The organism is Anabaena sp. TISTR 8404, assembly GCF_056847745.1.
In genome coordinates, this window is the sequence record NZ_CP180578.1 from 4,987,891 (window position 1) to 5,001,411 (window position 13,521).

Sequence of the window (13,521 nt, forward strand, 5' to 3'; positions counted from 1 at the left end):
ATCACTCTCTCGTCTGTAATTGTTCCAGAAAGTTTCGCAATAACTGTTTTCCTGAAGAAGTTAGGACACTCTCTGGGTGAAACTGGACTCCTTGGATGTGAGGATAGTTCCGATGTCGCACTCCCATAATTGTGCCATCTTCAACCCAAGCAGTGATTTCTAACACTTCGGGGCAAGTTGCGCGGTCAATCACCAGACTATGATATCTGGTAGCGGTCATAGGATTTTCTAATCCCTGAAAAACACCTACATTAGTGTGAGTTACCTGCGAAGTTTTACCGTGCATTAACTCTGGAGCAGAGACGATTTTACCACCAAATACTTGACCAATACTTTGATGCCCCAAGCATACGCCCAAAATTGGTAAGGTTGGGCCGAGTTGTTGAATTAAATCAAGAGATATACCAGCATCTTCTGGGCGACCAGGCCCAGGAGAAATTACTATAAGGTCGGGCTGTAAGTCCCGAATTTCTTCGATGGTGATTTTATCGTTGCGAAAAACTTTAATGTCTGATGCTACAGGGAACTCTGCTGCTAGTTCTCCTAAATATTGCACCAAATTGTATGTAAAACTGTCGTAATTATCTATAACTACAATCACGGCCTAGACTCCTGGCTATCATTACCAGATTTTAGCCGTCAGCGTTAGTAATTATTGAATTCGTAATTTAAAAATTTTCACCGATGAGTGTAATTAATCCCCAAACTTAGAAATTTGACATAATTAACGCTACTAAAGGCGGCAACAATAAAGTACAAGCAACTAAAATTGCGACTAAAGCTGATACCAACACAGCACCAGCAGCACAATCTTTAGCAATTTTTGCTAAGTCGTGGTAAGTCTGCTTAACTGTCAAGTCTACCAGTGATTCGATCGCGGTGTTGAGCAGTTCTAGGGCTAGAACTAAGCCGCTAGTAATACCAATTACTGCTATTTCCACAGGTGATAAATGTAAAAATATGCTTAAAGCGATCGCCAAAGCACAAAAACTGACGTGGATGCGAAAATTGCGTTGAGTTTGAAAACTATAAGTGATGCCAGCCCAAGCATACTTAAAACTAACCAGTAAATTAGCAGCAACTTGCCACGAAAATTCCCTTTCCTTTGTTATCAGGTTTGAAAACTGGTTTGGTGGTGGGGGAGAAACTTGTTGGGACATAAGCTAAAAAATAGAACAATAAATTTAGGTAAACTGGGAATTTTCGCTGATTGTAATCATCCAATCAACTTCTCGGCAATTTTCTACACGAGTATTATAAAAGGATGCCTCAAAATTAACACTGACAGGCATAAAAATTTTAATAATCTATGTCAATATCAATACCAATTGTATTCAGTATTATTACCTGCTGCTTGAGCATTTGCACTAAACTCTCATCATCAGGATGATCCCAGCCTAAAAGGTGTAACAGCCCATGAGATGCTAACCAAGCTAACTCAGTTACTAAACTATGCCCTTGCTGTTGGGCTTGTCGTTGGGCTGTATTGACCGAAATCACGATATCACCTAAATACACAGGCTCATCCTCCATTTCCGCATCATACGGAAAATCCGTCTCTAAAGCGGCAAAGGCTAAAACATCTGTGGGCTTATCTTGATGGCGATATTGGGCATTTAATGATTGAATTTCTGCATCGTCTGTCAAACGTAGCCCTATTTCATAGCTTGGCGCTGGTGGTAAATAAGGTTGAAGATTTTCTAACCAGCGTTGAAACCAGTTTTCCCAGGTTTGGGCCGCAACATTGACAGCTAATTGCGGGGAAGACTCGGAAAAAATATCCTGCAAATTTAGTTCAACTTGCACTAAATACAAACGCTCCTCAACACTTTGGATTTTGCTTGGTCTTTAACGGGTTAGATAAGCAAGACCAATGAGAACAGCTAATAGCCCCACAGCACTTAACAGAAAATGTTTAATGGAAGTGCCACCTTTGCGTACCATGTTCCGCATGGCAAGCTTGACATAGCTTGGTTGAGGTTCCGTTGAAGGATTGCTCATAATTCGTTTTGTGACCAACTCTTTTACATATAAATGTAACAGTTTCCTTGAAGTTCGCTTGCCATTTTGTCTGTTTTCGGTTCGAGAATTAAGAAATGGGTAACAGAGTCATCTATTACCCATTGTGGATTTCGATTAAGCAGAATTACTGTCTACTAGCTGATTTTCTTGCCGGAGGTAGGCTTGGATGAACATATCGAGGTCGCCGTTCATTACATCAGCGATCGCAGTTGTTTCGGCATTGGTACGTAAATCTTTTACCATCTGGTAAGGATGAAATACGTAGTTACGAATTTGATTACCCCAAGAAGCTTCCACCATATCACCGCGAATTTGGGCAATTTCTTGTGCCTTTTGTTCACGGGCGATAACTAGCAGTTTAGCTTTGAGGCGGGCGAGGGCTTTTTCTTTATTTTGCAGCTGCGATCGTTCTTCGGTACAGCGCACAGCTAGACCAGTAGGTAAATGCACAATTCGGACTGCTGTTTCTACTTTGTTGACGTTCTGCCCACCTTTACCACCAGCCCTAGAGGTTGTGATTTCCAAATCCTTCTCTGGAATATCCAATTGCACAGAATCATCTATTTGCGGCATAACTTCCACCCCAGCAAAACTAGTTTGCCGTTTGCCATTGGCATTAAAAGGTGAAATCCGCACTAAGCGATGTGTGCCTGTTTCTGACCGCAGATAGCCATAAGCGTAACGCCCAGTAATTTCTAAGGTTGCTGATTTAATGCCAGCTTCATCACCCTCAGATTCTTCACTGAGTGCTACTTTATAGCCGTGAGCTTCTGCCCAACGGGTATACATCCGCAGCAGCATAAATGCCCAATCCTGAGCATCTGTGCCACCTGCACCAGCGTTAATTGTCAACACTGCCCCTTCCGCATCATAAGGCCCAGAGAGTAGCTGTTGTAACTCCCATTGGTCAAGGTCACGGTTGAGCTTAGTGATAGTAGATTCCGCTTCTTGCAGTAGGGACTCGTCGGTTTCTAACTCCAACAGTTCTACTACTGCTTTAGTATCTTCTAAGCTGGCTTGCCACTGGTGATAAGTTTCCAGGTGGGCTTTGAGGTCATTAAGTTCTTGCAGTGTTTTTTGGGCTTGATTTTGATTGTCCCAAAATTCTGGCTGTGCGGCTATTTGTTCTAAGTCGTGAATTTTCGCTGTCAGTGCAGGTACGTCAAAGATAGTCCTGGGTTTTACCCAGGCGGCTAGACAACGTTTCGATTTCGCGTTTGAGTTCTAAGACTTCCATAGTGCTTGCTAAATTAAGAGCGCTTTGGATGGATTTTCAAAGTTTGCTCTTTAGATTTTATTTGTTTTTTGATTTTAGCGGTTGTTGAGCAAATTCTCTTGTCACAACCGTGAAATTATACAAAAAGGATCAGCTATTGATTGGGTGAGGTGAGTTTTGTTGCAGATACGCTTTGATGAACAAGTTAATTTCACCGTTGAAAACCTCTGTGACAGTAGTTGTCTCCGCATTGGTGCGTAAATCTTTGACCTTTGTGTAAGGATGCAAGATGTATTCACGGATGATTTTGTTGGATAAATCTTTTATTTGCCTAGGTTGGATAGAAGTAATTGAATTGACACCTTGAGCTAATGCGATCGCAGCCAGTTTACCCTTAAGAATAGCCAAGGCTTTCTTTTTATTTTCTATCGGACTGCGTTCGTGGTCACATAATACAGTAATCCCAGTAGGAAGATGAACAACCTGCACCCATGTTTCTACATGGTTTCTATTTCCCTGGTTACGAGCTACTGTAATTTCTAAATGCTTATGTGGTATTTCAAATTCTAAGGACTCATCTAAGATAGGAAAGACTTCTATCCTAGCTAAACTTGTCTGCAAATTACCGCTAGTATCAAAAGGCAATATTCGTTGAAGTTGATGTATTCCTAATTCTGATTTTAGACAACCGTAGGCATAACGTCCTGTAATTTCCCAACTAGCAAATATAATGCCACCATCACCAAAAGAGTCTTCTATCAGATGTACTTGGTAATTTTGCTTTTTCGACCAGTTATAGTACATCTTGAACAAAGTGTATGCCCATTTCTGAGCATCTACATCATCACACTCAGCAGTAATACTCAGGAATGCGCCCTGTTTATCATAGGGGCTAGATAGTAATTGTCTGATTTCTGCTGTTTCGAGTTCTTGCTGAAGTTGAGCAAGGTTAGTGTGTGCCTCTTGTAGCAGTTGTTCATCTGCTGATATTTCGACTAATTCTAAAGCAACTTTGATATCTTCTAATTTGGAACACCATTGCTGATATTGTTTCTGCCTGTAATATATGATGTACTCAATTTCTTGAAGTGTTTGATAGGCAAGCTCTGGATTTTCCCAAAAATTCGGTTGAATAATTAATTGCTCTAATTTTTGAATTCTCGTATTCAGTTCTCTTAGGTCAAAGACACTCCTCAGCCTTACCCAAGATATTCGATAACCTTTCTACTTTGCATTTGAGACTTAAGAGTGTCAGCATAGTTTTACTTACTTACAATCAACCATCACTACATATCGTATTACAAAAATTACTTTCAATGTTTCACAGCAATGAAAAAACCGTGGTTACTGAGTTTGAACCACGGTTGACAATTTATTAAACTTTTTTAGCTATGGTTACTTAATCACGGCCGTTGAGTGCAATCAGCAACCGTAAGATAAACACAAACAGGTTGATGTAAGTCAAGTACATCGACAAAGCAGCAGGTAAATATTGGTCGTTGCGGTAAGTACGGGGCAGGATATAAAAATCTACGACAGATACGCCCACAAACAAAAATACGCCTAAACCAGAAATACCGATTTCTAACCAAGTTGGGGTATAAACACCAAACAAGGCAAAGATAAATTGCACTGCACAGACAACCACCAAGGCAATAACACCGAGACTGATGGTTTTTGTCAAAGCCATTCCGTCTTGTTCAGACAGATTTGAACCAATTTGACGGGCAACAATAAAGGTAACACCGCAACCGAGTGCAGCCAAACCGATGCCTTGAATGCCTACGCCTTGGGTTCTTAAAGCGACAAATACTAAACCACTGAGAGTATACCCAGACAAGAGGCTGTAGGTCGCCAATAAAGGCAGTGCAATAGCCTTGTTGCCTTTCTCAGCAACGTTTTGGGCAACAAAGAACAAAATTAACTCTAGAATTACTGCACCAATAAAGGTGGGTAAGAAAATTTGAGGGTTACTACGGATAACGCCTAAACCACTATAGGTTCCTAAGGCTGTGAGGACAAGACCACCACCGACGTAAGGTAGGGCATTGGCAATTACATTTGGGCCGATGACGGCTTGAGTTCTAGCGTCTCGGATAGCTTCACGAAAGTTACTTGTATTGCTCATACTGGAGTTTTTCGCTCTTAAAAGTGCTGTATATTCCTATTCTTACCAAGATTTTTAGTGACCAGCTAGGGTATTTTACTAGAAAAATTGGTTTTACTTATTGATGAATATATTTTAATTTGTCTGAGATATTCGAGATTATAGTTCCTGCTTTGTCCTACAGGATTTCTGTACTCTAGAACTGAAATACACTTAGCTTTCGTCAATACTAAAAAATCATTTGGGCAGTCGCATCTTCATAACACCCAGTTTCGTCAAGTTCTCTATAGTTTGAGATCAGGCATTTCATTAGTTTTGATAATCAAGAAATTTCTTCAGCCAATATTACTTTTATTATTTTGCTTGTATTTTTATTTTTGTAGAGATATATAAGCTAAATCAAAAATTAAGACTGTTGATTTTTTCTATATTGCTGAGGTAAGGCTAAATGTCTTTGGATAAGCTATGCATTTAACTACAGAAATAGCTAGAGTTAGCAGCAAAAAATAAACATTAATTAACTTACCAAGTTTGTATACAAAACAAAAATTAGCTGTAACAACTGAACTTGTGAAATCATGCGTAAAAACACTGAACGCAAGAGATAGTGCTGAAGTAAGTTCAGTGGAACGACGATGGTTTAATCAGCGTGGTCTAAGGAAAATAATTACAGCTTTGAAGAACATATACGCAACTCCGTTTTTTCAGGAAAAGGAGTTAACACAAAGGAATTGATATGGCAGCAATTGAGTCTTCTATGCGAATTGATGGGATAGAGTTATTACACTTATACCACCAGAATCCTTCTATTAAACTTCGTAATCAACTTGTACAGTTACATACTGGCTTAGTGCGGAAGATGGCTCATAAATTTAGCCATCAATGTAATGAACCTTATGAAGATTTAGAACAAATCGGTTATTTTGGTTTAATTAGGGCAATTGAGCGGTTTGACCCCAGTCAAGGATATGCTTTCAGTTCTTTTGCTGTGCCATATATTCGCGGTGAGATGCTGCATTTTCTGCGCGATCGCAGTACACTCTTAAAAATCCCTCGTCGTTGGCAAGAACTGTACAATGAAGGGCAAAAAATTCGCAAAGAATTGGCTTTATCTTTGGGTCGTCCTCCCAAGGATGCGGAAATTGCCAGTAAGCTAAAAGTATCTGTGCAAGAATGGCAAGAAACCAAATTAGCTGCACAAAACCGGATGCCTTTGAGTTTGGATGCTACAGCAGTTCACTATGTTGATTGTCAAATCACTTTAGGTGAAGCGCTTCCTTGTCCTCGTTCTGCTGTGATGCAACAACAAGAAGAAGAACGTCAACAACTCCAAGGGGCAATCAATATGCTAGAAGAAAAGCCCCGCATGGCAGTAGAAATGGTCTTTTTAAAAGAACTTTCACGCAAGGATGCAGCTAAAAACATTGGTACTAGTCCGATGACGGTAACACGGTATCTGCAAAAAGGTATTAATGATTTAATGTGTTATTTACAGCCTCAAGCAGTAGCGTCAGGGTCTTAATGATTAATCATCCAAACTTTTTTCAAGTGCTAACAACTAGAACGAAGTGGAACCCAACATCTACGCTGCACTTTGTTGGGTTACGCTACGCTTCAACGCCACTTACACAGGTTCTCCGCGCAACTCAGTGGCTCTCCTGCTACAGGATTTATTAACATATAATGCTCAGTATCGATGATAATGAGCTTGGAATATAAGGGTGCGTAGGCATAGCCCGCCGTAGGCATCGCCAAAAAATTTTACTATTGAAATAAACTTTAGGTATTTAAACCTGCACGTTGAAAGATGGTGGTAGGAGTAATTTCTAACTCTGGTAATAAATCATCTGTAATTATTTGGTTATCTCGATAAGTAATGGGAAAAGAAGTCGGTGCAAATACAGTGATAGTTCTGGCTTTTGTATCGACCACCCAAACACGAGCAACACCAGCTTTGAGATAATCTGTTGCTTTTTCAGCCATGTCTCCAAAAGATTGTCCAGGTGAGATAATTTCAATAACTAATTCGGGTGCAACTGGGCAAACTTCATCTTGCAACCAATCAGCAGCAAGACAATTATAAGAAATATAAGTCAAATCAGGTATGGGTACCCAATCTTGTTGATTTCGGGTTAATTTGATTGCCCATTTACTTAAAACCTGTCCTTTTGTTACTGCCCATTCAGACAATAGTATTAATAAAGCACCAGTAGTCGAAGCTTGGAAAAACTTAGGCGACATTTCATCGCCTTTGTATTTCGGAACAGCTTCACCATTAACAAATTCGTATGTAACATCACCTTCAGGAAGTGCCAGAAATTCTTCCACTGTTAGGCGTTGGTTAGAAGACTGAACCATAAAAGTATGAAGTGTGTAGACGCGCAGCGGCTTGCCGCAGGCTAGTATGAAGGATGAAATTTTATTCTTCATCCTTCTGTATTTATGCTTTCTGAACTAGTGACCATTGACTATTGACCAATGACCATTGACTAACTATCGTGATTTTAGATCAGCGATCGCACCTCTGGTCATAGCAGCAATGGCTTTATCAGTAGCTTTCGGCAAGTGATAATATTTACCTCCGGCTGTTTGCGCTAATTCTTTCGCAAAGCCAGTGGAAACAAATTTACTTTCCGTATCAATCACCAATAGTTGCATTCCCATAGCCCGGACTCTGCCAGCAATTTCTAATAATTCGCCTTTGATATCTGGCTTTTCTCCCGGTTCTTGGGGTTCACCTAAAGAACGCCCTAAGGGAATATTACCTCGCCCATCGGTGATCGCTACAATTACAACTTGCCCAATATCACCACTCATCTGGGCATTTAAGCCGATGCGCACAGCTTGGGTTAAACCATGTGCCAAGGGTGAACCACCGCCACAAGGTAATCTTTCCAGACGATTTTTTGCTAATGCAATAGAACGTGTTGGCGGTAATAAAACTTCCGCTTGTTCTCCTCTGAAGGGAATCAAGGCTACTTGGTCACGGTTTTGATAAGCTTCTGTCAACAGTTGCATTACGGCACCTTTAGCTGACTGCATCCGGTTGAGTGCCATCGAACCAGAAGCATCTACCACAAATACTACTAGCGCCCCAGCTTTACGTACTAAGCGTTTTGAGCGAATATCGCCCTGTTCAACAATTACCTTTCTATTTGGCTGTCTCTCACGCCTTGCTTTCTGGTAAGGTGCGGCGGATCGGAGTGTAGCATCTACCGCAATGCGCCGGACTTTACCCTTGGGTAACATCGGCTTAACGTAACGTCCCCGGTCTTCGGAGAAAATTAAGCTGCGGCTACCAGATTTGCCTTGACGTTGCGCCATTTGAGCAAAATACAGCACACTGTCGTCCAGAATTACACCTTCTGGGTCGAAGATAAATTCTTCGGGGATGCTTGGTGGTTCTTGCTCTTGTGGTTCTTCTGGTTGGTCTTCTTTGTCTTCCTCTTCCTGTTCGTCTTGTTGGTCTTGTTCTGACTCGTCTTGACTTTGTGGCGGTGGTGGGGGAGGAGGTGGTGGTGGTTGGTCAGGTGGTGGTGTCTGAACGACGGTTGCTCTTGGTACAATTACCAGTTCGACAGCCCGACGCAAATCATCGGCGTTGACGGTGGTGCGTCCCTCTAAGGCGGCGGCAGCTTTGGCTACCCGTACAGCAAATAACTCGGCACGGTGTCCTTGGACACCACCACGAATTGCTTCATTGACTAAGTAGGCGATTTGGTCATGGGTGATGGTAACTTCTTTCAACCATTCCCGCGCCAGGATGATTTGGGTTTTCAGCCCGTCAATGTCTTCGCTGTACTGTTGAAGGAATTCTTGGGGAGATTTGGAAAAAGCGATCGCTTGTTCAACTGCTTGTACTCTTTGATCTAGGCCGAGTACACTATCAGCAGACAGGGCGATCGCAATTCTATCGAGTAAATGTTCTCGTAATGCGCCTTCTTCTGGGTTATAGGTAGCAATAAATAAAGGCTTGCAAGCATGTTGAAAGCTAATTCCTTCCCGCTCAATTTGGTTGCGACCTTCGGATAATACTGTTAAAAGTTGATTGGAGATTTGGTCATCTAATAAATTGATTTCATCTACGTACAGTACACCCCGGTTGGCAGAGGCGAGTAACCCAGGCTGAAAAACTGTATCTCCTTGCTTCACCGACTGTTCTACATCCACAGAACCTAAAAGTCGGTCTTCAGTCACACCGAGAGGAATTTGCACGAAAGGCGCAGGAATGATTTGTGTAGCGACATCCTGAATATCTTTTTCGGCGTACTCTGCCAACAGTAGATCATCCCATTCATCGGGGCGGGTGGGATCGCAGTTGCTAATAGAATCTGGAACAACTTCAATCGGCGGTAGTAGGGCGTGGATAGCACGAGCCATTACAGATTTTGCCGTACCGCGACGACCTGCGATCGCCACTCCCCCCAAGCCAGGATCGACCGCTGCTAACAGCAAGGCTAATTTTATCGCTTCTTGACCAACTACGGCGGTCAAGGGAAAGGAGGCGATCGTTGGAGTGATAGTAGGCGCAGGCATTGTTTGCAAAAATTATGATGAAGGCAGGAGGCAGGTGGTCACTGAGCGTAGTCTAAGTGAGGCAGGAGCTAAGACTTCTGAATTATTGCTGCCATGCTTCACTAGTCTCGGTTTTTAGCATATCAATATTCTGACGCATTTAGAATCAAGTTATATTTTATTCCTTCTTTTTCACTATTCTTTATGGCTTATAGTGACTTTAAACTTAGTGAAATTATTGATTCTTTTGGATTAACTATTCACGAGTCTTCTGGACTATTTGCAAATGTACCAGAACAAGAATGTAGTGATTTATTGTCTACTATATTGCAAGAAAATGTTGACTTGGCCGTAGCTATCAGTTCAGAAAAATCTCGCTATTAGGGATTTTATATAGTGCGATCGCTCAAACTAAATCGTAGATAATTATTCTAAAAATATTTTAGAATAATAGTTGCAGCAATAAAAAGTTATATCGCTCTTAGATGTAAAATTTATGACTATTACTCAAGCTAAACGTTTCACACTAGATGAATATCGCAGACTAACAGAATTGGGCTTTTTTAATGAGGATGACCACATTGAATTAATCAACGGGGAAATTATTCAAATGGCGGCAAAAGGAACTTTCCACGAAACATGTTTGCGAAAATTACTGAAGGAACTTCCAAAACTTATAGGAGATAGAGCTACTTTGCAATGTCAATCACCAATTACTTTGCCGCCTAACAGTGAACCTGAACCTGATTGTGCTATTGTCAAAAACCGTGAGGATGACTATCTATCAAGTCATCCTCAGTCTGCTGATATTTTTTTATTGATGGAAGTTGCAGACTCTTCTTTAAGTTATGACCAAGATGTGAAAATTCCTCTTTATGCTCAAGCTGGTATTTCTGATTATTGGATATTTAATTTATTTGATAATCATTTAGAATGTTACAGCAAACCTTATCAAGATAGTCATGATAAATATGGTTATTTAAATAAGCGCATTGTTTTACCTAATCAAGTAATAGTATTGCCTTGCTTTCCTGATTTATCTCTAGATTTGAACAAAGTATTTCCGCCAAAGCTGAACTTTTAAAGCTTATCGATATTGGACATTGGCGTTTGCAATTCTTTATAAAAAAATGTATTGACATTCAGTATTAACTGTGCAAATCTATACTTAAGACAGCAAAATAACCGCACTCTAAAGCGCAAATTTTTGGTGTTGTCTCAGGAGCAAGATTCCTAGTTTCCTACTGAGCTTTGAGTCATCCCTTCGGCTGAGTGTTCAGCCCAACGTCAATTCAAATGATTGATTAGACTTTCAACGGGAAGATGAGATGTTCGGATGAATATTCAGGGGAAAGGATGATGTAAAGCTTGGTAGGAAGCCAGGATTTTTGCTTCTGAGACTGAACCAAAAGGTGTTACAGCAGAGACCTTCGTAAAAGGTAGATATTCTATGAGTGTTAATCTTTCACAAAAAGATTCTCTGTTGTTAGATTTGTGACTTGTTACTGCTGTCCAGTTAACCAAAGTAAAATCTGGACATATTAAAATGAAAGACCTTCATCAAGCCTCAAACATACAAACAAGCCAGCAGTTACCCTTAGTTTCTATTTATTGGGATTATCAGAACGCTATCTTAAGTCTAGATATAGCCAAATTATTACTGGATTTTGCCGATTCAAAAGGGCGTGCAATTATCAAAAATGTTTACTATAATTCACAGATAAAAGAGCAATCTGTTGCAAAAAATTATATAGCTAATCTTGGTTTTAAATGTTTAGATGTTCCCTGTCCACTGAAGAACAGTGCAGATAACCAATTAATAGCCGACTGCTTACAAGATATTGATAGCGACAATATATCTCCAGACATAATTATTCTTGTATCAGGAGATGGAGACTTTGTAAAACTAGTCCGCAATCTGCAAAAATTAGGTAAAAAAGTTATCATTTTAGCTCAAATAGGAAAAGTAAAACAAGCACTAAAAGAGCTTGCTGATGAATTTTACTTTATAGAGCAATTAGCTGAGTTAATTCAGAATAAAAATCAAACTCAAAGCACTAAATTTGAGTCACGGATTGATTATAATCAGGCTATAGAGTATATGATCGAAGCTATCAAAATTACATTAAGCCAAGGTCAGCCTACAGCCTTCCATCGTATTGATACATTGATGCGTCAGCTTTGTTCTAAATATCAGGGATTTTCTTCTGTTTCTATGCCTAACGGCAAAAAATTTAAAAACTTTAGTCAGTTTGTTAATTCTGCTGTCAAGGATGGTAAAGTCCAAATACAGAGTCAGGAATTATTTTTAATAGAGTTCAATAAACTGGTTGCCTAAAATAACTTTTAAAAATCCAGTTAGTTAAAAAGCTGGGTTTTATAAAAAAACAAACCGCGATTTGCGGTTTTTTCATGTTTAAATACAATGCACTTGTAAAGTTTCCCAACAGCCAATATCTGCAACAAAGCAAAAAATAAAATGCATAAACTTCTCATATTTCGTGATGAAAAACTTTTACGTCGGGCGCTGACTCACCGTTCTTATGTTCATGAAAATCCAGGGGAAGGGGAACATAATGAACGCTTAGAATTTCTCGGTGATGCTATACTTAATTTTTTAAGTGGTGAGTATCTTTATCGTCGCCATCCAGAAAGGGGAGAAGATGAATTGACACGGCGGCGTTCTGCGTTAGTAGATGAAAAGCAATTAGCAAAGTTCGCTGAAGAGGTTGGTTTAGATTTTAGAATGCGGTTAGGAAAAGGTACAATTCGAGATGGTGGTTATCAAAATCCTAATTTATTAAGTAGCACTTTTGAAGCTGTTGTTGGTGCTTATTATTTGGATAATAATTCTGATATTGAAGCAGTGCGGGCAATTGTCGAACCCTTGTTTGATTCTGTACCTGAGGATATTGTTGTAGTTCGCTCGAATGTAGACTCGAAAAACCGTTTTCAAGAATGGGTACAACGCAATGTGACAACAAATCCGCCTAAATATGTTACGCAGCAAGTAGGTGGTTTATCTCATGCGCCAGAGTTTGTAGCTACAGTATTCGTTGATGGAAAAGAATATGGAGAAGGTAAGGGACGCAACAAAAAAGAAGCTGAAAAAGCTGCTGCTGAAAATGCACTCGCTAAGTTGAAGCAAGAAGGTAAGTTGTAAAGATAGATTAACATCAATTCTAAGAGTGCGGAGATGTTAGCCTTGCTTGTGGTGTGTTGCTTCTAGGTTGTAGTTTCATCCATTGAAAAGACACAAGGTTTAAAACTAAACCTATAAGTAACAAAATCACCATCAATGCTATCTGATACCACAAAATTAGCGGAACTAATAAATCGGCAACCAGATGGAGCAAGTTCATGATGCTATACAATACAGTCAATCCAAAATGAAAAACGCGGTAGCGCTTGGAATCTGTAAATGAAGTAGCAATTATTGCAAACATCGGTATTACAAAAAATACCAACATTAACCATAAAATTATAGAAATATCACTCAGTTTTGAGGCGGGTTGAGATTCGACTACAGATAAACCATGAAATAAGGGCATTAAACCTAGTTCTGTATGAAACAATGTCCCTAGGAGAAATGTTGTCCAAAGAGCAATGATTCGTTCTCTGTAATTAATCATCATCAAGCCTCCCAAATTCTGTTATGGTT

At 40.0% G+C, this 13,521-nt stretch carries 15 protein-coding genes; 5 read left to right on the forward strand and 10 right to left on the reverse strand.

Annotation, left to right across the window (positions count from 1 at the left end; translation table 11 throughout):
* Position 1: 1 nt before the first annotated feature.
* The 7 genes from ACMX3D_RS21625 to ACMX3D_RS21655 all read right to left on the reverse strand — a co-directional run bounded on the left by ACMX3D_RS21625 (position 2) and on the right by ACMX3D_RS21655 (position 5,366).
* Positions 2-601 carry an anthranilate synthase component II gene (locus tag ACMX3D_RS21625; RefSeq protein WP_482747876.1) on the reverse strand — a complete coding sequence of 200 codons (600 nt, stop codon included), beginning with the start codon at positions 599-601 and terminating at the stop codon, positions 2-4.
* Between the two features lie 106 nt (positions 602-707).
* Complete coding sequence (locus ACMX3D_RS21630) at positions 708-1,160, reverse strand: diacylglycerol kinase family protein (RefSeq protein ID WP_482747877.1); 453 nt, start codon at positions 1,158-1,160, stop codon at positions 708-710.
* 139 nt (positions 1,161-1,299) lie between these two features.
* Complete coding sequence (gene ybeY / locus ACMX3D_RS21635; RefSeq protein WP_482747878.1) at positions 1,300-1,806, reverse strand: rRNA maturation RNase YbeY; 507 nt, start codon at positions 1,804-1,806, stop codon at positions 1,300-1,302.
* A 42-nt stretch (positions 1,807-1,848) separates the two neighbouring features.
* A complete protein-coding gene (locus ACMX3D_RS21640) occupies positions 1,849-2,001 on the reverse strand; it encodes a DUF3285 domain-containing protein (RefSeq protein ID WP_229541808.1) in 153 nt (50 codons plus the stop codon).
* 135 nt (positions 2,002-2,136) lie between these two features.
* Positions 2,137-3,259 (reverse strand): peptide chain release factor 2 gene (prfB, locus tag ACMX3D_RS21645; protein WP_482747879.1). Its coding sequence is split into 2 segments (ribosomal slippage): positions 2,137-3,186 and positions 3,188-3,259, totalling 1,122 coding nucleotides; the frame shifts between segments, so codons are not numbered across the junction.
* A 129-nt stretch (positions 3,260-3,388) separates the two neighbouring features.
* Entirely contained in the window at positions 3,389-4,450 is a 1,062-nt protein-coding gene (locus ACMX3D_RS21650) for a PCRF domain-containing protein (RefSeq protein ID WP_482752397.1), read from the reverse strand.
* A gap of 187 nt (positions 4,451-4,637) precedes the next feature.
* Entirely contained in the window at positions 4,638-5,366 is a 729-nt protein-coding gene (locus ACMX3D_RS21655; RefSeq protein WP_482747880.1) for a Bax inhibitor-1/YccA family protein, read from the reverse strand.
* A 715-nt stretch (positions 5,367-6,081) separates the two neighbouring features.
* Here ACMX3D_RS21655 and ACMX3D_RS21660 point away from each other — a divergent pair.
* Positions 6,082-6,867 (forward strand): RNA polymerase sigma factor SigF, encoded by a 786-nt coding sequence (locus ACMX3D_RS21660; RefSeq protein WP_482747881.1) that lies wholly within the window; start codon positions 6,082-6,084, stop codon positions 6,865-6,867.
* A gap of 257 nt (positions 6,868-7,124) precedes the next feature.
* Here ACMX3D_RS21660 and ACMX3D_RS21665 read toward each other — a convergent pair whose 3' ends face one another.
* The gene (locus tag ACMX3D_RS21665; protein WP_482747882.1) at positions 7,125-7,703 is read right to left on the reverse strand and encodes a Uma2 family endonuclease; all 579 of its coding nucleotides are present in this window, start codon (positions 7,701-7,703) and stop codon (positions 7,125-7,127) included.
* 135 nt (positions 7,704-7,838) lie between these two features.
* Positions 7,839-9,881, reverse strand: coding sequence for a magnesium chelatase ATPase subunit D (gene bchD, locus ACMX3D_RS21670; protein ID WP_482747883.1), 2,043 nt, complete (start codon positions 9,879-9,881; stop codon positions 7,839-7,841).
* Between the two features lie 183 nt (positions 9,882-10,064).
* On the opposite strand from bchD, the gene ACMX3D_RS21675 reads away from it, so the two are divergent.
* The 4 genes from ACMX3D_RS21675 to rnc all read left to right on the forward strand — a co-directional run bounded on the left by ACMX3D_RS21675 (position 10,065) and on the right by rnc (position 13,023).
* Positions 10,065-10,244, forward strand: a complete 180-nt coding sequence (locus tag ACMX3D_RS21675) for a hypothetical protein (protein WP_482747884.1) — start codon at positions 10,065-10,067, stop codon at positions 10,242-10,244.
* Positions 10,245-10,356: 112 nt separating this feature from the next.
* A complete protein-coding gene (locus ACMX3D_RS21680; protein ID WP_482747885.1) occupies positions 10,357-10,944 on the forward strand; it encodes a Uma2 family endonuclease in 588 nt (195 codons plus the stop codon).
* Between the two features lie 462 nt (positions 10,945-11,406).
* Positions 11,407-12,198: an NYN domain-containing protein gene (locus tag ACMX3D_RS21685; RefSeq protein ID WP_482747886.1), complete on the forward strand. Its 792-nt coding sequence runs from the start codon at positions 11,407-11,409 to the stop codon at positions 12,196-12,198.
* Between the two features lie 141 nt (positions 12,199-12,339).
* Positions 12,340-13,023, forward strand: a complete 684-nt coding sequence (rnc, locus tag ACMX3D_RS21690) for a ribonuclease III (RefSeq protein ID WP_482747887.1) — start codon at positions 12,340-12,342, stop codon at positions 13,021-13,023.
* Between the two features lie 19 nt (positions 13,024-13,042).
* Here rnc and ACMX3D_RS21695 read toward each other — a convergent pair whose 3' ends face one another.
* Positions 13,043-13,495, reverse strand: a complete 453-nt coding sequence (locus ACMX3D_RS21695) for a hypothetical protein (protein ID WP_482747888.1) — start codon at positions 13,493-13,495, stop codon at positions 13,043-13,045.
* Positions 13,496-13,521: the final 26 nt, after the last annotated feature.